Source organism: Actinacidiphila sp. bgisy145 (assembly GCF_057708125.1).
In genome coordinates this window covers 71792-94305 of sequence record NZ_JBYIRL010000026.1, presented here as the reverse complement: position 1 = coordinate 94305, position 22514 = coordinate 71792, and the positions used below count along the sequence as shown (strand labels likewise).

At 75.2% G+C, this 22514-nt stretch carries 15 protein-coding genes and 1 pseudogene; 7 read left to right on the top strand and 9 right to left on the bottom strand.

Features of this window, described 5'->3' with window-relative positions:
* Nucleotides 1-52 precede the first annotated feature (52 nt).
* From AC3ERT_RS23285 to AC3ERT_RS23270, 4 genes are all read right to left on the bottom strand, one after another.
* Entirely contained in the window at nucleotides 53-1345 is a 1293-nt protein-coding gene (locus tag AC3ERT_RS23285; protein ID WP_435176558.1) for a TerD family protein, read from the bottom strand.
* A 34-nt stretch (nucleotides 1346-1379) separates the two neighbouring features.
* Nucleotides 1380-5648: an ABC transporter ATP-binding protein gene (locus AC3ERT_RS23280; protein ID WP_435176556.1), complete on the bottom strand. Its 4269-nt coding sequence runs from the start codon at nucleotides 5646-5648 to the stop codon at nucleotides 1380-1382.
* On the bottom strand, nucleotides 5648-6697 hold the full coding sequence (locus AC3ERT_RS23275; protein ID WP_435176554.1) for an ABC transporter substrate-binding protein: 1050 nt from the start codon (nucleotides 6695-6697) through the stop codon (nucleotides 5648-5650). The genes AC3ERT_RS23280 and AC3ERT_RS23275 overlap by 1 nt, the downstream gene beginning before the upstream one ends.
* 220 nt (nucleotides 6698-6917) lie before the next feature.
* On the bottom strand, nucleotides 6918-7790 hold the full coding sequence (locus AC3ERT_RS23270) for an NAD-dependent epimerase/dehydratase family protein (protein ID WP_435176553.1): 873 nt from the start codon (nucleotides 7788-7790) through the stop codon (nucleotides 6918-6920).
* 268 nt (nucleotides 7791-8058) lie between these two features.
* Between AC3ERT_RS23270 and AC3ERT_RS23265 the strand changes: the two genes are divergently transcribed.
* The 7 genes from AC3ERT_RS23265 to AC3ERT_RS23235 all read left to right on the top strand — a co-directional run bounded on the left by AC3ERT_RS23265 (nucleotide 8059) and on the right by AC3ERT_RS23235 (nucleotide 17041).
* Complete coding sequence (locus AC3ERT_RS23265; RefSeq protein ID WP_435129592.1) at nucleotides 8059-8991, top strand: 5-dehydro-4-deoxyglucarate dehydratase; 933 nt, start codon at nucleotides 8059-8061, stop codon at nucleotides 8989-8991.
* A 52-nt stretch (nucleotides 8992-9043) separates the two neighbouring features.
* A complete protein-coding gene (locus AC3ERT_RS23260; RefSeq protein ID WP_435176596.1) occupies nucleotides 9044-10249 on the top strand; it encodes a hypothetical protein in 1206 nt (401 codons plus the stop codon).
* A gap of 268 nt (nucleotides 10250-10517) precedes the next feature.
* A complete protein-coding gene (locus tag AC3ERT_RS23255) occupies nucleotides 10518-11213 on the top strand; it encodes a TetR/AcrR family transcriptional regulator (RefSeq protein WP_435176551.1) in 696 nt (231 codons plus the stop codon).
* Nucleotides 11214-11439: 226 nt separating this feature from the next.
* Nucleotides 11440-12582 carry an FAD-dependent oxidoreductase gene (locus AC3ERT_RS23250; protein ID WP_435176549.1) on the top strand — a complete coding sequence of 381 codons (1143 nt, stop codon included), beginning with the start codon at nucleotides 11440-11442 and terminating at the stop codon, nucleotides 12580-12582.
* A 62-nt stretch (nucleotides 12583-12644) separates the two neighbouring features.
* Nucleotides 12645-13397, top strand: a complete 753-nt coding sequence (locus tag AC3ERT_RS23245; RefSeq protein WP_435176547.1) for an alpha/beta fold hydrolase — start codon at nucleotides 12645-12647, stop codon at nucleotides 13395-13397.
* Nucleotides 13398-13798: 401 nt separating this feature from the next.
* The gene (locus AC3ERT_RS23240) at nucleotides 13799-14266 is read left to right on the top strand and encodes a hypothetical protein (protein ID WP_435176545.1); all 468 of its coding nucleotides are present in this window, start codon (nucleotides 13799-13801) and stop codon (nucleotides 14264-14266) included.
* 6 nt (nucleotides 14267-14272) lie between these two features.
* Complete coding sequence (locus AC3ERT_RS23235; protein WP_435176544.1) at nucleotides 14273-17041, top strand: tetratricopeptide repeat protein; 2769 nt, start codon at nucleotides 14273-14275, stop codon at nucleotides 17039-17041.
* A 69-nt stretch (nucleotides 17042-17110) separates the two neighbouring features.
* On the opposite strand, the gene AC3ERT_RS23230 is transcribed toward AC3ERT_RS23235, so the two are convergent.
* From AC3ERT_RS23230 to AC3ERT_RS23210, 5 genes and pseudogenes are all read right to left on the bottom strand, one after another.
* Entirely contained in the window at nucleotides 17111-18016 is a 906-nt protein-coding gene (locus tag AC3ERT_RS23230; RefSeq protein WP_435176543.1) for a hypothetical protein, read from the bottom strand.
* 407 nt (nucleotides 18017-18423) lie between these two features.
* Nucleotides 18424-18948, bottom strand: a pseudogene (locus AC3ERT_RS23225) (SigE family RNA polymerase sigma factor); the annotation flags it as partial.
* A 98-nt stretch (nucleotides 18949-19046) separates the two neighbouring features.
* Nucleotides 19047-19877 (bottom strand): class I SAM-dependent methyltransferase, encoded by an 831-nt coding sequence (locus AC3ERT_RS23220; RefSeq protein ID WP_435176541.1) that lies wholly within the window; start codon nucleotides 19875-19877, stop codon nucleotides 19047-19049.
* A gap of 66 nt (nucleotides 19878-19943) precedes the next feature.
* Nucleotides 19944-21458, bottom strand: coding sequence for an eCIS core domain-containing protein (locus tag AC3ERT_RS23215; protein ID WP_435176539.1), 1515 nt, complete (start codon nucleotides 21456-21458; stop codon nucleotides 19944-19946).
* 183 nt (nucleotides 21459-21641) lie between these two features.
* Nucleotides 21642-22412, bottom strand: a complete 771-nt coding sequence (locus AC3ERT_RS23210) for an IclR family transcriptional regulator (protein WP_335973326.1) — start codon at nucleotides 22410-22412, stop codon at nucleotides 21642-21644.
* Between the last annotated feature and the right edge of the window lie 102 nt (nucleotides 22413-22514).

The following is a 22514-nucleotide window of genomic DNA, read 5'->3' as shown; positions in this document are numbered from 1 at the left end:
CCCGTACGGGAACCGGGCCGCTTGTTCGAACGGGCGGCGGGTGGCGGGCGGGTCAGAGGGCGGCGGCGCCCGGGTTGACCATGTCGCGCGCGGTGCGGCCGTCGGCGAAGGTGCCCAGGGCGGTCATGTCCCACTCGCCGGAGTTCTGGCGGATCAGTTTCGCCATCAGGACACCGCGCTTGGCCTCGCCGTTGGTGAGGTCGAAGCGGACCATCTCCTCGTTGGTGCTCGCGTCGAAGAGCCGGCAGTACGCCTTGGCGACCTTGTTCAGCTTCTGGCCGCTGTAGGAGTTGACGGTGAAGACCAGGCCGGTGGCGTTCGGCGGGAGGGCGCCGAGGTCGATGGTGATGACCTCGTCGTCGCCCGAGCCGGCCCCGGTCAGGTTGTCGCCGGAGTGCTGGATCGCGCCGTTGAGCACGGTGAGCCGGCCGAAGTAGCAGCTGGTGATGTGCTCGCGCTGCGGCCCGTAGACCAGAACCGAGGCGTCCAGGTCGATCGAGCGGCCGCCCCATGCGGGCTCCCAGCCCAGGCCCATCTTCACCCGGGTCAGCACCGGGCGGCCGCCCTTGACGAGCGAGACCGTCTGGTTCTTCTGGAGGTTCACCCGGCCCTTGTCGAGGCTGATCTTGCCGGTGCCGGTGCCGGTGCCGGTGCCGGTGCCGGTGCCGGGCGCGGGCGCGCCCGGGGGCGGCGGGAACTGGGCGGCGGGCGCGCCCTGCGGGGGCGGCGGCAGGTGCGTGGCCGGCGGTCCGGACGGGGGCGCCGAGAACGGCGCCGCCGGGGGAGCGGCGGGCGGGGCCGGAGGCGGCGGAGGCGTGGCCGCGGGCGGCGCCACCGGCGGCGCGGCCGGGGCCGCGGGCTCCTCGACGCTCACCCCGAAGTCGGTGGCGATCCCGGCCAGCCCGTTGGCGTACCCCTGCCCGACCGCGCGGACCTTCCACGCGCCGCCCCGCCGGTAGATCTCCACGACCACCAGCGCCGTCTCCGGCCCGAGCCCGGCGGGCGCGAAGGTGGCGACCACCGAGCCGTCGGTGCCGCGGAGGGTCGCGGTCGGGGTGGTGCCGGCGAAGACGCCGCCGCCGTCGATGCTGGCGGTCACCACGATCTTGTCGATCTCGGCGGGCACCGCCGCGGTGTCCACCTCGATCGAGTCCGGCGCCGACCGGCCGCCGGAGTGGTGGCTCACCCCGGGGCCCTGCGGCTGGTTGTAGAAGACGAAGTCGTCGTCGGAGCGCACCTTGCCGTCGGCGGTGAGGAGCAGGCCCGACACGTCGAGCCGCACCGGGGCGGTGACGTCGACCACCACTCGGGGTACGGAGAGCGGCACATTCGAGCCAGGCGTCATTGCGGTCATGCTGTAGGTAACGACAGATCGGGCGTCACGGTTCCACCCCGCGGGGCGCGGACCGGGCCGCCGGACCACCCGCACCAGCGGCCGCAGGGGTATCGGCGGCGGTACCCCCGGCCGAGCCGGCACCCGAGCCGGAGGCCGAGCCGACGTCGGAGCCCGAGCCTGCCTTCGGGGCCGGCGTGGCGTCCGGGCCTGCTTCCGGGTTCGGCGTGGCATCCGGCCCTGCCTTCGGGTTCGGCGTGGTGTTCGCGTCCGCTTCCGGGTCCGGCGCCGGGACCGCGGCGATCCGCCACCCCCGCGCCCGCTCGTACTGCGCCCACAGCTCCGCGTAGCGTCCCCCGCGCGCCAGCAGCTCCGGGTGCGTACCGCTCTCCACCACCCGGCCGCCGTCCAGCACCGCGATCAGATCGGCGCCCGCGACCGTGGTCAGGCGGTGCGCGACCATCAACAGGGTGCGCCCGGCGCCGAGTTCGGCGAGCGCCTCGTGGACCGCCGCCTCGTTCTCCGCGTCGAGCGCCGAGGTCGCCTCGTCCAGCAGCACGATCGGCGCGTCCTTCAGCAGCGCCCGCGCGATCGCCACCCGCTGCCGCTCACCGCCCGACAGCAGCCGCCCGCCCTCGCCGACCCGGCTCGCCCAGCCGTCCGGCAGCCGCTCCGCGATCGGCTCCACCCGGGCCCGCCGAGCAGCGGCCCGCACCTCCTCGCCGGTCGCGTCGGGCCGCCCGAGCCGGATGTTCTCCTCGATCGTGTCGTCGGTGAGGTACACGTCCTGGAAGACCAGCGACACCGCCCCGGTCAGCTCCGCCGACGCCACGTCCCGCACGTCGAGGCCGCCGACCTCCACCCGGCCGCCGTCCACGTCGAAGAAGCGCGCGACCAGCTTGGTGACGGTGGTCTTGCCCGCGCCCGACGGCCCCACCAGCGCCACGGTGCGGCCGGCCGGCACCTCCAGGTCCACGCCGTCGAGCACCGGCCGGTACCCCGGCGCGGAGGCGTCGCCGTAGCCGAAGCGGACACCGGACAGCCGGACCGAGGGCGGGCCAGGGCGGTCCGCCGCCCGCAGCGGCGCGGGCTGCGCCGGCTCCGGCAGCGGCGCCGTGTCCAGGACGGCGGCCACCCGCGCGACCGCCGCCCGGCAGGCGCGCAGCCCGCTCGCGGCGCCCGCCACCACCGAGAACGGCTGGAGGAAGTGCACACCCAGCACCAGCAGCGCCACCAGCCGCGCCGCTCCCACGTCCCCGCCGGTCGCCAGCCGCATCCCCACCACCAGCACGGCGGTGAAGGCGAGTTGGATCGCCAGCCGGCCGAGGTTCTGGCCGGGCAGGGCGCCCAGCACCTCGCGCCGCGCCGCCCGGTGCTGCGCCTCCAGCGCCCCGCCCAGCAGCCCGCGGCCGGCCGCGCCGCGCCCGTACGCCCGCAGGACCGGCTGCGCGCCCGCGAACTCCACCAGCCGCGCGCCCGCCTCGGCCGCCGCCGCGTCGTGCTCGGCCTCCGTACGGTCCGTCACCCGCCGGGCGACCGCGAACACCGCGAGCACCACCGGGACGGTGACCAGCACCGACAGCGCGATCCGCCAGTCGTAGCAGAGCAGGAACACGAAGATCACGGCCGGCGTCAGCAGTGCGCCGACCAGCACCTGCGCGAGCCGCACGCCGAGCGTCACCGTCTCCACGCCGGGGCCGATCAGCCGGGGGAGCTCGCCCGTCCTGCGCTCGTCGAACCAGCCCAGCGGCAGCCGCACCACGTGCGCGCCGAGCTTCGCGTACAGGCCGCGCTGCCAGGCCGCCGACAGCCGCAGCGCGCGCATCTCCATCGCGTAGTGCGCGAACCAGCCGACCACCACCGCCGCGGCCTCGGCCGGCAGCCACAGTGCGGCCCGGCCCGCGTCCCCGGACAGCAGCGCGGTCAGCAGCGGTACGAGCAGGCCGAACGCGGCGCCCTCGCTCACCGCGTACACCGCGGTGGCCGCCAGGTGCCCCGCGACCAGCCGCCGCCGCCCGTCGCCCAGCACCCGCCCCAACATCCCCAGAAGCCCCTGCGGGGCGGCTTTTTCGGCCGGACGGTCAGAGGGTGCCGTGCCGGCGGCAACGGTGTGCCGGGGCGGTGCGATGCCGGTGGCGGTGTCGGTGGCCGGGGTGACGGTCGCGGGTTTCGCCTCGGGGGGCGAACTGCTCGCCGGTGTGGGGGCGTTGGTGTGGTCAGGGCGGGGCGCGTCGGTGGTGGTGCTATCTGTCGGTGCGATGGGCGCCGCGGTGCCGGGCGCGGTCGCGGTCCTCGCTTCGAGGGGCGAACCGGGCGCCAGTGCAAGGGCGTTGGCGGCGACAGGTTGGTCGGAGGGGGCCGGGTCGGCGGCGGGCTCGTCGCCGTTCGGGTGGACCGGGGCGGTCACGCCCCTCGTCCCGGCGGCCGAACCTGCCGCCACCGTGCCGTAGTTGGCGGCGGAGTGCGCCGGTGGGGCCGCGGCGGCCTCGGCCTTCGGGGCGGGCGGGTGCTGGGCGCGCCACATGCGGGCGTAGGGTCCGTCGGCGGCCAACAGCGTTTCGTGGGTGCCGCGTTCGACGATCTCGCCGGCGTCGAGGACGAGGATCTGGTCGGCGTCCACGACGGTGCGCAGCCGGTGCGCGATGACCAGGAGGGTGCGGCCGGCGGCCAGGCGGGCCACGGCGTCCTGGACGGCGGCCTCGGACTCGGGGTCGGCGAAGGCGCTCGCCTCGTCCAGGACCACGATCGAGGTGTCGGCGAGCAGCGCGCGGGCGATGGAGACCCGCTGCGCCTCGCCGCCGGACAGCCGCGCGTCCTCGCCCACCACCGAGTCGTAGCCGCGCGGCAGCCGGCAGACGCGGTCGTGGATCGCTGCGGCGCGGGCGGCGGCCTCGACCCGTTCCCGGCTCGCCCCGGGGTCGCCGAGCGCGATGTTGTCGCGGACGGACTGCCGCAGCAGCACCACGTCCTGGAAGACGAACCCGACGTGGCGGTGGAGTTCGGCCCGGTCCAGCTCGCGGATGTCGACACCGTCCAGCCGTACCGCGCCGCCGGTCACGTCATGGAAGCGGGCGGGCAGCATCCCCAGCGTGGACTTGCCCGCGCCCGACGGCCCGACCACGGCCGTGACGGTGCCGGGCCGCAGCACCGCGTCCACACCGTGCAGCACCTCGCGGTCCTCGGTGTAGCCGAAGCGCACCGCGTCGAAGGTGAGCGTGGGCGCCGTACCGGGGGCGGGCGCGAGCACCGCGGGGTGCTCGGGCACCGCCTCGGCCGGTTCGCGCAGCAGCCCCGCGACGCGGTGCGCGGCCGCGCGGGCCCGGCGGGCCTGGTCGCGGGCGGCGTAGATCGGGGTGAGCTGCTCGAACAGGCCCAGGCCCAGCAGGACGAACGCGATCACCCGCACCGGGTCGGTCCAGCCCGCGGCGACCAGCGCGATGCCGCACCCGGTGACGAGCAGCAGCACCGTGGTCGGGGCGACCGTCGCCCGGGTCAGGCCGCGCTGCTTGGCGAACCCGGCCTGCGCCGCCTCGCCCGCGTCGGCGTACTCCGCCGCGGCCGCGGTGAAGCGGCGCGGCGCGCCCTGCCCGCCGAACGCTTTCGCGACCGCGATGCCGCGCACCAACTCGATGGTGGCGGCGGACAGTTCGAGCCGTGCGGCGCCGATCCGCCGCAGCGGCTCCGCGGTCTTCGCGGCCAGCCGCATCCGGATCGTCTGCGCGCCGCCGACCAGCGCCACGGTGAGCAGCGCCAGCCGCCAGTCCGCCCACAGCAGGTAGCCGACGATGACGGCCGGGCCCGCGACGGCGGCCGCGAGGTCGCCCCTGGCGTGGGCCACGGCGTGGTGCAGCGCGGCCACGTCGTCCTGCACCACGGTCTTGACCTGTGCCGAGACCCCGCCGGCGAACCAGCGCAGCGGCAGCACCGCGAGGTGGTCGGCGAGCGCGCGGCGCAGCGCGATCGCCAGGTCCGCGTCGGCGAGGTGACTGACCAGCGCGGCCAGCAGCGACAGCACCAGCCGCGCGGCGAGCAGCCCGGCCGCCCACCAGGTGACCGTCCACAGCCCGCCGGCGTCGCCGCTCCACCGGCCGTGCGCGTCCACCCCGGCGAGCAGCCGCCGGGCCAGTTCGACGACGGCCACCATCGGCGCCACCGCGAGTGCGGCCGCCAGCGCCTCCATGACGGCGGCGGCCGTCACCCGGCCCCGTACCGGCCGCTGGATGTCCGCGAGATCGGCCCGCGCCTCGGCTTCCCGCGTCTCCTGCGCCGCCTTCGCCGCGTCCCGCGTCCCGCCCTGCTGCCGTGTCCGGCGCATCAGGCGGCCGCCACGGCCTTGACCAGCTGCGGCACCGTGCTGTCCAGCCCGTAGGGGATGCTCAGCACGGACGGGAAGGCGACGGCGATCGCGGTCTTGAAGTCCAGGGCGATGTACGAGCCGCGCTTGACCGCCTTGAGGTTGCGGAAGAGCGCGCCCTTCTCGAAGGCGGCCTGGTCCTTGGGGGTGGGGTAGGTGAGGATCAGTACGTCGGCCTCCAGCAGGTCCAGCCGCTCGGCGGAGATCTGGGAGCGGCCCGGCGTGCTGCTCGCGGGCAACTTGGTGACCTGCGGGGCGAGTTCCATGCCGAGCTGGCTGAAGAAGACCGCCGAGGCGTCGGTGGGGCTGCTGATCGTGTAGACCTGGCCGGCCGTGACCGGGCCGAACGTGAAGGTCTTGCCGGCGAGTTCGGGGTGGTCGGTGCGGACCCCGGCGATCTTCGCCTTGACCTGGGCGACCAGGTGGTCCGCCTTCGCCTTCTGCCCCAGCGCCTGCCCGGCGCGTTGCGCCATCACGTCCCAGGTGTCCTTGCCGATGCCCGACTTGACGCCGAGCGTGGGGGCGATCGCCTTGAGCTTCGCGAAGTCGTCCTGGAGGGCGTAGTCGTCGGCGGCCAGGATCAGGTCGGGGCGGGCGGCGGCAATCTTCTCCAGCGGCAGCCCGGCGGTGCTGTCGACGAGGGTGACGCCGCTGCCGGGGCGGGCCCAGGGTGAACGCCCGTCGGCGAAGCTGCCGTTGCGGTTGGCGAGGACCAGGCTCGCGCCGAGTGCGAGCGCGAGGTCGGTGTCGCGGCCGTTGCCGTACGCCACCACGCGCTTCGGCGCCGACTTCACGGTGAGCGGGCCGGGTTGGCCCGGCACCGTCACCGGGAAGCCGCCGGCCGCGCCGGTGCTGCTCTTGGCGCTGTCCTTCGGGGCGTTCTTCGTGTCGGAGCCGCAGCCCGTCAGCGTCAGGGCGGCGCCCGAGGCCAGCGCGGCCCCCGCGAACAGGACGCCGCGCCGCGAGGCGGGGACAGGGGCCTTGGCGGTGGTGCGGGGGCGGGCGTTCACGGGCGGGGCTCCTTCGACGTCGGTAAGTTAGGTGAGCCTAACCAAACACGCCGTCCCTTCGCCCGGGCCTGTCCGGCTGGCGACACAGCCTGTCCGCAGCCTGTCCGCGGGCTTTCCGCCGCCGTCGCCCCGGCCCGCCCGCCGCCCTTCCCGCCGTGCGCCCGCCCCCGCCGTACGACTGCCGTACGACTGCCGTCCGGCTGCCGACACGTGCTGTCCGTCAGTACGGCCAGATCGGCGGGTCGGTGCAGAACGCGCCGCCGAGGTTCGCGTGGGCGGGGTTGTCCGGGTCCAACTCGCCCTGCTCAGCGATCAGTTGCGCGGCGAACACCTCGGAGTCGTCCTGCGGTTCGTAGCCCAGCGCCCGCGCCGAGGCGAGGTCCCACCACAGCCGGGTGTTCCCGGAGGAGCCGTAGACGACGGTGTGCCCGGTGGTGCCCGCGCTCAGCGCCGCGTGGAAGAGCCGGGCGCCGTCGGCGGGGCTCATCCAGACCGACAGCATCCGCACGTTCGACGGCTCGGGGAAGCAGGAGCCGATCCGGACCGAGACGGTGTCGACCCCGTGCTTGTCGGCGTAGAACTGCGCCAGGTCCTCCCCGAAGCCCTTGGACAGCCCGTAGAAGGTGTCGGGGCGGTGCGGGGTGCCGATCGGGATCAGCGGGTCGTCGCCCTGCGGGCGCGGGGTGAAGCCGACCGCGTGGTTGCTGGAGGCGAAGACCACCCGCGGGGGCGCGCCCCCGGTGCGGACGCCCTCCTCGCGGACCGCCTCGTAAAGGTGGTAGGTGCCCTGGATGTTGGCCGCGAGGATCTTGTCGAAGGTGGACTCCACGGAGATGCCCGCCAGATGCAGCACCGCGTCCACCCCGCGGACCGCCTCGCGCAGCGCGTCCCGGTCGGCGAGGTCGGCGGTGATCGCCTCGGGCGCGCCGGCCGGGTCGTGGTCCGCCTCGTGGTCCGCCTCGCCCGGCAGCGGTTCGACCGGCCGTACGTCCAGCAGCCGCAGGTCGTATCCGTACGACGGCAGCAGCCCGCGCATCAAGGTGCCCAGCCCGCCGGCGGCGCCGGTGAGCAGGACGGTGCGAGGAGCGGTCATGGAGATGCCTCCTGGTTCGACGGGTTCGACAGGTTCGACTGGTTCGACTGGTTCGACGGGTTCGACGGCCGAGTGGGCCCGTGCAGCGTATGCAGACCCGCAGCGTATTCAGATACATGGACAATGGGGAGGGGGTGCCGGGGGCGCCGGGGAAAGTCCGTCCGCTTGACCCGTGCCCGGGGCCTCGCCTAGCGTGGCAGCGTTCATAAGTATGGACGTGAATCACAAGGGCGCACGACGCGCCGCACAGCTCCGAGGGGGACACCCGATGACCTCGCCCGCGCTCGCCGAGCGACTTGACGGTCTGCTGTTCTTTCCCGTGACGGCGTTCGACTCCGACGGCGCGCTCGACCTCGACGCCTTCCGCACGCACGTCCGGCGCGGCATCGAGGCCGGCGCCGCGGCCGCGTTCGTCTGCTGCGGCACCGGCGAGTTCCACGCGCTGACCCCCGAGGAGTTCGGCGCGTGCGTGGCCGCGGCCGTCGAGGAGGCGGCCGGCCGGGTCCCGGTGGTGGCCGGCGCCGGATACGGCACCGCGCTCGCCCTCCAGTACGCCGCCGTGGCCGAACGGGCGGGCGCCGACGGCCTGCTCGCCATGCCCCCCTACCTCGTGGTCGCCGACCAGCAGGGCCTGCTGCGCCACTACACCGCGCTCGCCGCGGGCACCGGCCTGGACGTCATCGTCTACCAGCGCGACAACGCCGTCTTCACCCCCGAGACGGTCGTCGCCCTGGCGAAGGTGCCGAACATCATCGGCCTCAAGGACGGCGTCGGCGACCTCGACCTCATGCAGCGGATCATCAGCACCGTCCGCGCCGAACTGCCCGGCCACCCCTTCCTGTACTTCAACGGCCTGCCCACCGCCGAACTCACCGGCCTCGCCTACCGCGGCATCGGCGTCACCCTCTACTCCTCGGCGGTGTACGCCTTCTCGCCCGAGATCGCGCTCGCCTTCCACCGCGCGCTCACCGCCGGCGACGACGACACCGTGCGCGCACTGCTCGACGGCTTCTACCTCCCGCTGGTCAACCTCCGCAACCAGGGCCGCGGTTACGCCGTCTCGCTGGTCAAGGCCGGGGTGCGGCTGCGCGGGCTGGACGTCGGCGAGGTGCGGCCGCCGCTGTCGGAGCCCACCGCGGCCCACGTCAAGGAACTGGGCGAACTCATCGAGCGCGGCCTCGCGCTGGCCGGCGGGCGCTGACATGGCCACCGGCCGGCCTTCCGGCACAGACGTCTCCGGCGCACCCGCCCCCCTGCGGACCTCCGCCTTCCTCTACCCCTGGGACGTCCTCGGCGACCCCGCGGCCGCCGACCGCGTCGCCGCCCTCGGCGTGCAGCAGGTCACCCTCGCCGCCGCCTACCACTCCACCCGCGCGCTGACCCCGCGCCACCCCGCCCGCCGCGTGGTCACCGCCGAGTACGCCGCCGTCCTCTACCCGCCCGACCCCGCCCGCTGGCAGCCGCATGCCCTGCGCCCCTACCCCGCGGGCGCCTGGACCGGCGGCGACCCCGACGCCTACGGTACGGCCGCGGCAGCGCTCGCCGCCGCGGGCCTGGACGTGCACAGCTGGGTGGTGCTCGCCCACAACTCCCGGATGGGCGCCGAGCATCCGGACACCAGCGTGGTCAACGCCTACGGCGACCGCTACCCGTGGGCGCCATGCATCGCCCAACCCGCCGTCCGCGCCCACCTGGTGGAGCTGGCCGCCGAAGCCGCCCCCCGACCCGGCGCCCTCGGCACCGAGTTGGAGTCCCTCGGCTGGTACGGCCTGGCCCACCTGCACGCCCACGACAAGATCGGCGGGGTGCCGCTCGGCGACGCCGCCACCTACCTGATGTCGCTCTGCTTCTGCCCGCACTGCCGCGAGGGCTACGCCGGGCTCGGCGCCGACCCCGACCGCCTCGCCGCCGACGTGCGCGCCGCCCTCGGACCCGTCTGGGCCGGCGCCGCGGACGGCGCCGCCGATGGCGGGGAGCGGGCGGCGGGCCGCGACGGCATCGAGCGGCTGCTCGGCGCGGAAGCGACCGCCCTGACCTTCGACTGGCGCACCCGCACCGCCGGTTCGCTCCAGGCCGAGGCGATCGCCGCGGTCCGGGCCGCGGCCGCCCCCGGCTTCCAGGTGCTCATGCACGCCGACCCGCTGTCCTACCGCTGCGGCGCGAACGCCGGGGTGGACCCCGCGCACATCCTCGGCCACGCCGACGGCCTGGTGCTGCCCTGCACCGGCGGACCGGCCGCCCGCGAGGCGGTCCTCACGCCGCTCGCCGCGCACCGCCGCGACGGCACCGTGCTCGCCGCGAACTTCACGGTCGTGTCCGGCATGGGCGGCAGCCCCGGCACCCTCGCCGCCGACGCGGCCCACGCCGCTGCCCTCGGCGCCACCGAACTGCGCCTCTATCACGCGGGCCTGGCGAGCGACGCCGACCTCGCCGCTGTCCGCACCGCCCTGCACCCGTAGCCGCCTCCGCAAAGCCCCTCCCCCCGCCATGCGGCCCGGAGGACGTCCCCGCCGACGGCGCGGGCCCGCTCTTCGGCGTGGGGGCGGGCCTCCGCCGGGGACCGGCCATGGTGCCTGCGGCCGAAACGAGACCAACGCGGGTCCGGCGGCCCCTCGCCGATCCCGCTCCGGCAACGGATCGTTTGCGGCAACCGTCGTTCGCGGCGGGGACGAGAGGGGACCGGACAGCCGGCCGGTGCGGCCCGAACATGTTCGTTACGATCGGGTGATGACCGCGAGAAGAGAGCCGATCAGCCGCCGGGAGCGTCCGGCGAAGCCCGCCCTGTCCCGGCGCTGGATCGTGGACACCGCCGTGCGGATCATGCGGGCGGAGGGCCTGGGAAAGGTCACGATGCGCCGCCTGGCGCAGGAGCTGGATACCGGCCCGGCGTCGCTGTACGTCTACATCGCCAACACCGCCGAACTGCACGCGGCCGTGCTGGACTCCCTGCTCGGCGAGGTCGACCTGACCGGGCGGGACGGCGGTGAGGACTGGCGCGAGCAGCTTCGTGCCGTCATGGCGTCCTACACCCGGGTGCTGTTCGCGTACCCGCAGTTGGCGCGGGCCGCGCTCGTCGCCCGTCCGAGCGGCGAGAACTACCTGCGCCTGCTGGAGCGCGTCCTCGATCTCCTCTCGCACAGCGGCGCCGGTCGCGAGCAGGTCGCCTGGGGGGTGGACAAGCTGCTCCAGGACGCGACGGCCACTGCTGCCGAGCACTCGACGCGTGAGCACGATCCTTCCTCCGCGGACGAGTGGAACGCCACGGTGCGTGCGCTGCACGCCGTGGACGGCGCTACGCATCCGGCGATCGCCGCGCACATGCCCGCGCTGATCGGCGGCTCGGTGCCGGACAGGACGCGCTGGAGCTTCGACGTCCTCGTCAACGGCATCACGCGCACCCCCCTGCCGGAAGCAGTGGACTGATCCCGGGCGGGGTGACCGGGCCCCGGCGGCGAGGTTCCCGGGTAGCGGCAGTCGCCGCGTCGCCTCTCGCCGGGGCGTGTCGAACTTGTTCGTAACGAACACGTTCGTTACCGTGGACGGAGTGAACGAGGCATCCCTCCTCCTCGCCGCGCAGGCGCCCGTGCGAGGAGCCCTGCGGTGGTGACCCCGCGCACCGAGGTGTTCCCCTACTGCTTTCGGAGGCCCCATGAGCACCAGCCACTTCCCGATCGCGATCATCGGCGCGGGCCTCGGCGGCCTGACCGCCGCCCGTGTCCTGCACGTCAACGGCATCGGTTCGGCGATCTTCGAGCTCGAGGCGTCGGCGGCGGTCCGAATGCAGGGCGGGATGCTCGACATCCACGAGAACGACGGGCAGAAGGCCCTGCGCGCCGCCGGCCTCCACGACGACTTCCTCAAGATCGTCCACGAGGGCGGTCAGGCCATGCGCCTGCTCGGCCCCGACGGCACGGTGCGCGTGGCCGAGGAGGACGACGGCACCGGCGGCCGGCCGGAGGTCGACCGCGGCGACCTGCGGGACCTGCTGCTGGGCTCCCTGCCCGACGGCACGATCCACTGGGGACGGAAGGCCACCGGGGCCCGGGCGCTGGACGACGGGCGCCACGAGGTGACGTTCGCCGACGGCTCGGCCATCACCACCGATCTCCTGATCGGCGCGGACGGCGCCTGGTCCCGTATCCGGCCGCTGGTCTCCAGCGCCCGTCCCGCCTACACCGGCATCTCGTTCGTCGAGACCGACCTGTTCGACGCCGCCACCCGCCACCCGCGCAGCGCCGAGGTCGTCGGCGGCGGGTTCTTCATCGCGCTGGGAGGCGAGCGAGGTGTCCTCGCGCACCGGGAGAGCGACGGCAGCCTCCACGTCTACACGGCGCTCAAGGCCGGCGAAGACTGGCTGGACACGGTCGACTTCACCGACCACGCCGCCGCCAAGGCCGCGGTCCTCGCCCGCTTCGAGGGCTGGGACGAGGGCCTGCGCGCCCTGGTCGCCGACGCGGACACGATCACCCCGCGCCGTATCCACGCCCTGCCCGTCGGGCACCGCTGGGACCGCACCCCGGGTGTGACGCTGCTCGGTGACGCCGCCCACCTGATGTCCCCCTTCGCCGGGGAGGGCGCCAACCTGGCCATGTTCGACGGCGCCGAACTCGCCCTGGCCGTCGCCGCGCATCCCGGCGACACCGAGGCCGCTCTGGCCGCGTACGAGGAGGCGCTGTTCCCGCGCAGCGAGGCGTCCGCCGCCGAGTCCGCCGGCAGCCTGGACAGCATGTTCGGGGAGCGGGGCCTGGAGCACATGGTCGCGTTCTTCACCTCCGGCCCGGCAGCCCGGTGACGCCGGCCCCTTCGGCCACCCCGCCCTCAGCCACCGAACCCCCCGCAACTGGAAGCACCCTCATGACCGCACCTGAGCAGCGCACCGTTCCGGTGCGGCCCGGCCTGGACCTCGACGTGCGCGCGGCCGGCACCAGCGGCAACCCGGTCCTCGTCCTGCACGGCGGCCCCGGCCCGTCCAGCATCGCGCCCCTGGCCGACCACCTCGCATCGGATCACAGGGTGCTGGCGCCCACCCACCCCGGCTGGGACGCCACCCCGCGGCCCGACGATCTGGACTCCGTGCCCGCACTCGCCGCTGTCTACCTGGACCTGCTCGGCCACCTCGGGCTGGACGACGTCACGGTGATCGGCACGTCCTTCGGCGGCTGGGTCGCCACCCAGACCGTCCTGGACGACCGCGAGGGCCGGATCTCCAAGCTCGTCCTCATGGACGCCATCGGCCCCGCCCTCCCCGGTCGGCAGATCACTCTGCCCGCCGGGCCACCGGCTCCGACGGCCGCAGGACCGGCGCCGCAGGGCGGACCGTCCGCCCCGTCGATGGCCGCCATGCGCGCCTACGCGGGGCCGGCCATGGCGGACGCCGGCATGCTGCCCCGCCTTTCCACCGTCACCTGCCCGGTCCTGGTGCTCTGGGGCGCCGACGACGCGGTCGTCACCCCCGACTTCGGCCGCGCCTACGCCGCGGCGTTCCCCGACGCGCGATTCGCACTCATCCCCGGCGCAGGACACCTGCCCATCCGTGAGAAGCCCGAGACGGTCTTCACCCATCTCGACTCCTTCCTCGCCCCCCGGGCCCGGGCCGCCCGCCACTGAACCCCTGCCCGCCGGTTCCCCGCCCGCCGGCCGACCCCGGCGTGGTCCTCGGCAAGCGGCGGCGGGCGCAGCGAGCGAAAGCGTCCCCAGGCGCCGCAGGCCCTCTCCTGCCGGAGCACCCCGGGGCGCGGCGATCATGGGGGTACCGCCGCGCCCCGGCTCCTCCGCCCCCGCCGGGGCGGGAGGGTCGGTGCGTACCCATGTCGCCACCGGGGCGCGAGGGGTTGCCGTGGCGGCGCAAATATTTCCCGAAGCCGCCGGAAGAGGGTGCCGATGGCCCTGCGGCGCCGGCGCCCGGCACGCCGGCCGACCTCCGCGCTTCCCCTGACGCGGGCCGGCCGGCGCGGCATGATGGACACACGCGAAAGGAGCGCCACAGCCCCGGACATCGAGGAGGATGCATGCTGGAAGCAGCCGCGGACCTGGCCCTGTCGGGCGCGACGACCGTGGTGGCGGCGATGGCGACCGACGCGTGGGCGGGCGCCCGTGACCGGCTGGCCCGGCTGTTCGGACGCTCCGGCGGCGCCCAGCAGGCTTCCCTCGACGCCCAGTTGGAGGGAAACGCGGCCCTTGTGGCGCAGGCCGAGGACGCCGAGCGCGTGCGGGCGGCCCTGGTCCCGGTGTGGCAGCTGCACTTGGCGGGCTTCCTGCGCGAACACCCCGAGGCCGCGGACGAGTTGCGCGTCCTGCTGAGCGAGATCCGCTCCGCGCTGCCCGAGGACCGGCGGGCCCAGGTCCAGATGAACGTCGCCCGCGACAACGGCCGGGTGTTCGCCGCCCAGGGCGGCGACGTCATCGTGCACCAGGCGCCGGAGAACCCGCCGGGCGCACCCGGGCCCGGCGCCGGCCCCGCAGCGGACCGGCGGTGACCGGCGGTGGCACCGCCGGCGACCCCGCCCCCTGACACCGGGGGCGACCGCCAGGTCGTCCAGGTCGAAAGCGGCTTCGGCTACGGCGTGGTCGGTGCCGACCTGCACGTCTTACCGGACCGGGGCCCGGTCTACCTGCTCGGTGAGCACCGCGCCATCGCGCAGCCGGACCCGCACTGGCTGCTGGCCCAGCCCAGCCGGCTGCTCGACGCCCGCTTCCGGCTGGTGGAGTTCACCGGACGGGCGCGGGAGCAGGCCGAGTTGGCGGCCTGGCGCGACGCGGACGGGCCGCGGCTGGCGGCCCGGTGGCTGCACGGGCCCGGCGGCCAGGGCAAGACGCGGCTGGCCGCCGAGTTCGCCGAGCAGAGCGCGGCCGCCGGGTGGAAGGTCGTCAGTGTGACGCACGGCCCCGGCACGGCCGCGCCACCCCCGGGCAGCCACACCCTGGAACCCGGCGCCGCCCCCGGCATCCTGCTGGTCGTCGACTACGCCGACCGCTGGCCGCTGACCCACCTGACCTGGCTGTTCAGCAACAAACTGCTGCACCGCGACCTCCCGACCCGGTTGCTGCTCCTCGCCCGCTCGCTCCACCCGTGGCCGCCGATCCGCGCCGCGCTGACCGAGCTCCAGGCCCGCACCGACGCCTGCCTGCTCCGGCCCATCGGCGACAGTGGCGACGGCGGCGGTGGCAACAGCGACAGTGGCTACGACGGCGGCCCCGGCGGCAGCGGCACCGACGCCGCCGCGGACGCCGCCCGGCGCCGGATGTTCACGGTGGCGCGCGACTGCTTCGCCCACCGCTACGGCGTCCGCGACCCGACGGCCGTCGAACCGCCCGGCCCGCTGCGCCACGCCGACTTCGGCCTCGTCCTCACGCTGCACATGGCCGCGCTGGCCGCCGTCGACTCCCACGTGCGGGGCGGCCGGCCCCCGACCGACCCCGCGGGCCTGTCCGCCTACCTCCTGGACCGCGAACTGCGCCGCTGGACCCAGCTCTTCGAGAACCAGGTCGAGGGCCTGGACTTCCGCACCCCGCCCGAGGACATGGCGCGGGTGGTGTTCGCCGCGGCGCTCACCGGTCCCACCGCCCGGCCGCGGGCCAAGGACATCGTGCGCGGCCTCGACCTGGAACTCCCCCCGGGCCGGGTGCTCGACGACCACGCCGCCTGCTACCCGCCCGCCGAACCCGGCGCGGCCCTGGAGCCGCTGTACCCGGACCGGCTCGCCGAGGACTTCATCGCCCTCACCCTGCCCGGCCACACCACGACCGGCCACCCCGCCCGGTCCTGGGCGTTCCCCGTCGCCCAGGCCCTCGCCCAGGCCCTCGGCCGGGCCGCCCCCGACGGCTCGCCGCCCGGCCACATCGGCCGCACCATCACCTTCCTGACGGCGGCAGCCGGGCGCTGGCCCCATGTGACGGCCCACCTGTCCCAGATCCTGGCAGCGGACCCCGGACTGGCGCTGGAGGCGGGCGGCCCGGCGCTGACCGCCCTCGCCGGCCTCGACCTGGACACCGGACTGCTCGAAGCGCTGGCCGCGCGCTTCCCCGACCGCCATGTCGACCTCGACACCGGCATCGCCTCCGTCGCGGCGGCCCTGGCCCGGCGCTACCCGGCGACGACCCACCCGCACGCCCGCGCGGACGCCCACTTCACCCTGGTCTACCGGCTCAACGACGCCGGTCTGCACCAGGAGGCGCTGGCGGCGTCGCAGGAGGCGGTGCGCCTCTACGAGCGCCTGGCCGGCACGGACCCGGCCGGCTACGAGATCGCTCTCGCCCGGGCCCTGCACAACCACGGCCACGTCCTCGGGCGGATGGGACAGCTCCGGGAGGGCCTGGCCGCGACGGAGCAGGCGGTGGCGGTCTACCGGCGCCGCACCGCCCGCGGTGCGCTGGCCCGGCTGCTGCGCTCGCGGCGCCCGGGCCCTTACGACGCCGACCTCGCCACCTGCCTGCTCAGCCTGGGCAGCCGGCTGGCCGAGGTGGGCCGTGGGGAGGAGGCCCTGACGGTCACCGAGGAAGCGGTGGCGGTGCGCCGCCGGCTGGCCGCGTTCGACCCCGCGGCCGCCGACGAGGACCTGGCCGACTCCCTCGCCAACCTCGGCATCTACCTGTCCGGGGTGGGCCGGGGCGAAGAGGCGCTGGGGCCGGCCCAGGAGGCGGTGGACGTCTACCGGCGGCTGGCCGCGCGCGACCCGCAGGCGTACGAACCCAACTTCGCGTCCTTCCTCAGCAACTTCGCCCTGCACCTCATCTATGCCGACCGGGCACGGGAGGCGCTGGGCCCGTCCGAGGAGGCCGTCGCGCTGTACCGGCGGCTGGCCGCGAGCAACCCGCACGCCTTCGAGGACGGCCTCGCGCGGGCCCTGCACAACCACGGCCTCGCGCTGGCGGACACCGACCAGGAGGCGCAGGCCCTGGCGGTGACCAGGGAGGCGGTGGAGTGGTACCGGGCGGCCGGTGCCAGGAGCCCGGCCGCCGTCGAGCCCGAACTCGGCGCGGCCCTCACCCTCTTCGCCCAGGTACGGGCGGGCGCGGGCCGGGAGCAGGACGACGCGCTGCGGGCCGCCGAGGAGGCGGTCGCCCGCTACCGGCGGCTGACCGAGGAGACACCAGGCGCGTTCGACGACCGGCTGCGCAACGCCGTCCGCGCCGCCGCGCGGGTGCTGGACGGGCTCGGCCGCACACGGGAAGCCGCGGAACTGCGGCGCGCCCATGGCATCGACGAGGGCACCGGCGGGGGCAGCGGCGGCGGTTCGGCGCCCGGCGGCTGATGGCACCCCGGTCGGCTGCCCCGCCGGGGTGCCCGGGCCGGCTGTCCCGCCCGGTTGTCCCGCCCGCGGTCAGAACCCGCCGGTGCAGGTGGCCGGTCCGGCCGGCCCGTCGGCGGTGACGGTGTAGCGGTCGGCGGAGGTGGCGCGGTCTCGGGCGGCGTGGTCGAACTGGCCGGCGAAGGTGTACGTGCCCGGCGGCAGCGTCTGGCCCGGGTTGAGCGTCCAGCGGTAGAGCAGGTCGCCGCCGCTGGTCGAGACCGAGGTGGTGACCCCGCTCGCCGAGGTGTAGCTGCTGTTGCTGTCGACCTCGCCCGACCGCCCGGACACGCGCAGTTCCACGGTGAGCGAGGTCAGCGCCACCGTACTGGTCACCTTGACGTCGTCCTCGGTCCAGTAGGCGTTGCTGTTCGGGTCGACGCTGCCGCCGGAGGTGACCCCGCCGTTCGCGTGGCCGGTCCCGGTCCCGGTGGCGGGCGTGGACGGCCCGGTGCCGTCGGGTGCCGCGGCCACCCCGCCCGCGGACGGTGTGCGGGTCGGCGCCTTCCCCTGGCCGCGGGTGGTGCGGTGCGCGCTCGGCGTCGTACGGCCCGGGTGCGGGGCGCTGTGCTGCTCGACCGGGCCGGACCGGGCCGCGCCCCCGGAGGCGTCCGACGGCGCGGGCCGCGGCGCTGTGGCGCTGGCGGCGCCGGACGTCACCGCGCCGTGTCCGGGGGCGCCGCCGTCGCCGCCGACCTCGCCGACCGCGAGGCCGCCGATGGCGATCGCGGCGGCCACGGCCGCGGCTGCCGCGCTGACCCGCATCCAGGGGGCGGGGGAGTGCTCCCGGGGCGCCGCGTCCGGGGCGGCAGCGTGCGCCGGCCCGCACTCCGGGGCGGCGATCGCACGTTCCACCCGGGCGAGCATCCGCTCCCGGTCCGGGCGGTGCGCGTCGGCCGCCTCACGCAGTTGTCGTGGCAGATGCGGCAGTTCGGTCATCGCAGTTCCCGTCCGATGTGCGTACGCGGGCGTGCCGTGGGATGCGCCGATCCCGGTAACGGTGCCGCCGCGCCTGGTTCTGCGCCGGTCCCCGCCGCGGGAGCGCTCCCGCGGACCGGCGTACTGTCCCCCGTCCGTGCCTGCCGCCCTGTCTCGGCGCCCTCGCCGTCGCCTTCCGGCTCGGGCTCCCCGCCCCGGTCGCCGGTGCAGGGAGCCGCCAACTCGGCGGTCTGCGTGGGGCGTTGCGCCGCAAGGAGGGTAGCGCGCGCAACGGTGTCCACGGCGTTCGCGCCCTCCTGGGGACGCGCCGGGGCGGGCGCGGGAGCCTTGGCCAGGGCGGGCGCCGCCCGTACGGCGGTCGCGGTCGCAACCGGTGCCGGTGCCGGTGCCGGTGCCGGGCGGGGCGTCCGGGGCGGCTCGGCCGGCTGGGCGAGCAGCCGCTCCAACTCCGCCACCCCGCGCGAGGTCTGGCTCTTCACGGTGCCCACGGAGATGCCCAGCGCCTCCGCGGTGTCCTTCTCCGACAGGTCGAACGCGTGCCGCAGCACCACGCACGCCCGCTTGCGGAACGGCAGCCGCTGCAACGCCTCCCGCAGGTCCAGCACCGCGGGCACGTCCGGCTGCTCCGTGACCCGTTCGGCCCGCTGCGACCAGAACAGGGCGACCCTGCGCCGCTCCCGGACCGCGCTGCGGATGCGCGAGCGGGCCAGGTTGGCCACCACCCCCCGCGCGTACGCCACCGGGTGCTCGGCCGCCCGCACCCGGTCCCAGTGCCGCCACAGCGCCACCAGCGCGTCCGCCGCGAGGTCGTCCGCGGTGTCCGCCTCACCCGTCAACAGGTGGGCGAGGCGGGCGAGTTCGGCGTAGTGCTGTTCGAAGAACGCGTGGAAGGCGGCCGCGTCGTCGGCCTCGGCGCCGTGCTCGACGGACATGCCCACGGTCACCTCTTCCTGCCCGGACCTCCGCGCTACGGCGCGGCGCGAGCGTAGCAGCGGGGTCCGGGCCGGCGGCAGAGGCCGGGAGCGCCGACTTACCGCCGTACCGAGCGCTGCACGACGGTGATCAGGGCCAGTTCGAACTCGCCCTCCGCGGTCTCCGGGCGCGCGGCCAGATACGAGCGCACCCGCTCGACCAGCGCCTCCCGCTCGGCCGGTTCGCGGGTCAGCGCGTGCGAGTGGGTGCCGATCGTCGCGGCCAGCGAGTCGGCGGTACGCCGCTGGGTGTGCGGGAAGTACGCCTCCTCGACCGGGAACAGCTCGGGGTGGGACCCGATCGAGCGGTCCCGGGACCAGGTGCGAAAGCCCAGCCGGCTCGCCAGGACCGTGCCCAGGCCCGCGACCCAGTCGACCCGTTCGTCGTCGGTGTTCCACAGCGCGCCCAGCACGCCGCCGGGCCGCAGCACCCGGGCGATCTCCGGCAGCGCCCTGCTCTGGTCGAACCAGTGCAGGGCCTGCCCGGCGAGCACCGCGTCCACCGAGGCGTCCGGCAGCGGGATCTCCTCCGCGCCGCCCTGGAGCGCCCTCACCCCGGGTGCGTAGCCGCGCAGTTCGGCGAGCATCTGCCCGTCGGGCTCCACCGCGGTCACCCGGTGGCCGAGTCCGGCGAGCACCGCGCTCAGCTTGCCGGTGCCCGCGCCGAGGTCGAGGACGTCCAGGGTGCGGTCGGCCGCCCCGAGCCCGGCGTCCAGCGCGGGCTGGAGCGCCCAGCGCACGCCGCCCGCCGGGTAGTCGGGCCGGTGCCGGGAGTACGCGGCCGCCGCCGCGCCGAAGGACGAGGCGTATCTGCCGATCGTCTCCGGGGAGAACTTGTCGATGCCGCCGGTGTCTTCCGTGCGGGTCCCGCCCGCGTTCACGTCAGCCATCCCCCGAATCTACGGCGCCCCGCCCGGAGTCCGGCTCCCCCGGGCGGGCGACTGACCGCTCCCGTCCTAGACGGCGGGTGCCTTCGGGTTGACGTTCTTCGCGAGGAGTTCGTTCATCTCCGCATGGGCCACGGACGCCTTGCTGTTGCTCTCGTCGTGGAAACGCAGCAGGTAGTGGTACATCACGGCGACGCACTTGTCGCGGCTGCGGTACTCCGCGTTGTCGGTGAGTTCCAGGCGCTCGGAGATCTCCCTGATCTTCCCGTCGGGCGTGGTGTAGAGCGGGTGCCACATCAGGGTGACCGCCGGGTTGAGCCGCTGGATCATCCGCAGTTGGGGGATCTCCTGCGCGATCAGGACGCTGTCGGGGTTGTAGGCCCGCAGGAAGACGTGCACCGGGCCCGTGGCGCGCTCGACGAACGCGGTGGACAGCACGTTCCACAAGGGCGCCTGGAGCTTCCAGTTGGCGTGCAGCTCCAGTTGGTCGACGACCTTGCCGAGCCGGGTGAACTCCAGCGAGGTGTGGCCCTTGCCGTGGGCGTAGACGCTCACGTCGAAGCCGCCCGACCACAGCGCCAGCGTCGGGGTGGTGATCCGCAGGTGGTCGCCGACGAGGTTGACCAGCTCGCGGAACCAGGTGTTCGAGGCCCGGATCTTGCGGCGCTCCGCGGAGTCGATCGACGGGTCGGCGGACTTGCGGTTCAGCACCTCCTGCTCGGCGATGCCGCCCAGCAGCAGCTGCCAGGCGCTCTCGATCACGTCCGCGGGGAAGCCGCCGGCCTTCATCATCTTCTGGAACACCGCCCATTCGGGGTGTTCCTGGGCCCGGTCCGCGAAGTGCTCCGTGGGCGCGGCGGCGGAGGGCTTGCGGCGTTGCAGGGCGGGCGCGGCCCCGTCGCCGGCCGTCGCCTCCTGGGCGGCCGGTTCGGCGGCGGGGGCGCTGCCGGACATGACGCGCCGGGCGTTCTCCTCGGCGGCGACCTCGAAGCGGTCGGAGGGGTCGGAGATCTTCATCCCGTTGCCGTGGTCCGTCCCCGCGACGGGGCCCTGCCGCTGCTGGAGGACGTGCGTGAGTTCGTGGGCGAGCGTGTGGCGGTCCCCGCCGCCCTCGCCGATGACGATGTGGCTGCCGGAGGTGTAGGCGAGGGCGCCGATCTCCTGCGCCGACCGCTTGGCCACCGCGTCGTCGTGGATGCGTACGTCGCTGAAGTCCGCGCCGCCGAACCGTGCCTGCATGTCGTGCAGTTCAGGCTCCGGCAGCGGCTGCCCGGCACGGCCCAGCACGTCGTGCGCGGCCGTCCGCCGCTGTACCGGGCCGCCTTCGGGTTCCGGCGCGGCCTGCTGGTGTGCGCAGGACGGGCCGTGCGTGTGGCGCTGGGCCTCCAGCAGGTGGGCGACGCCGGCGTTGCCGACCGAGCGCTGCAAGGCGATGACGGACGCCGGTGAGTGCCCGCCCGGCAGCTGCCCGGCGGCAGCGGCGGCGGCCCTCCCCAGTCCCTCGGCGGACGGCAGGGCGGTGGGCTTGCGCGGTACGGCTCCCTGGTGTCGCTCGGCGCTCGCAGCCTGCTTTCGCTCCTGCACGTACTCACTCCTTCGGTGCGTCACACGGACGGCTGCCGGCGCGCGGTACGACAAGAAGCGCAGGGGCACGCCGGACGTTCGTGCGGGTAGCGTACGTGCCCCGCCGGGCAATTGCGCGTGCGCCGGGGCACATTTGCGCCGGCGCGCCCTCGCTGCGGGGCCGACTGACCCGGAACGGGGCCCTCAGAGGCGGCGGGTGGCCAGCAGGAGGCGGTCGCGGGCGTCGAAGAGGGTGTCCTTGATCATCTGCTCGTGCCCGGGGGTGAGCCGGGCCACCGGCACCGAGCAGCTGACCGCGTCCCGCGCGGGGGTGCGGTAGGGGATGGCGATGCCGAAGCAACGCAGCCCGAGGGTGTTCTCCTCGCGGTCCACCGCGTACCCCTGCTCGCGGATGGCCGCCAGCTCCTCGATCAGCTTCTCGCGGTCGGTGTGGGTGTGTTCGGTGAGCGGCTCCAGCGTCTCCGGGAGCAGCCCCCGCACCTGCTCGTCGGTGTAGGTGGCCAGCAGCGCCTTGCCCAGCGAGGTGGAGTGCGCGGGCAGGCGGCGGCCGACGCGGGTGAAGGGCCGCAGGTAGTGCTGGGACTGGCGGGTGGCGAGGTAGACCACGTTGGTGCCGTCGAGCCGCGCCATGTGGATGGTCTCGCTGGTCTCGTCGGAGAGCCGGTCCAGGGTGGGCCGGGCGGCGGCCACCACCTCGTCGCCGTCGATGTACGACGTGCCGACCAGCAGCGCGCGCACCCCGATGCCGTACCGCGTGCCGGTCGCGTCGGTCTCGATCCACCCCAGCTCGACCAGGGTGCGCAGCAGCATGTACAGGCTCGACTTGGGGTAGCCGACGGACTCCTGGACGGCGGCCAGGCTGTGCATGCCGGGGCGGCCCGCGAAGAACTCCAGCAGTTCGACCGTGCGGACCGCGGACTTGACCTGGGAACCGGCCCCCTCGGCAGCAGCCATCGCGTCTGACCCCTCTTGTTCGGCCGGGCCGCGTGGACGTAGGCTCCGGGCGTAGATTCACATGTGAAGACGTTGTTCAGTATAGAGAACGAGCGGGTCGGG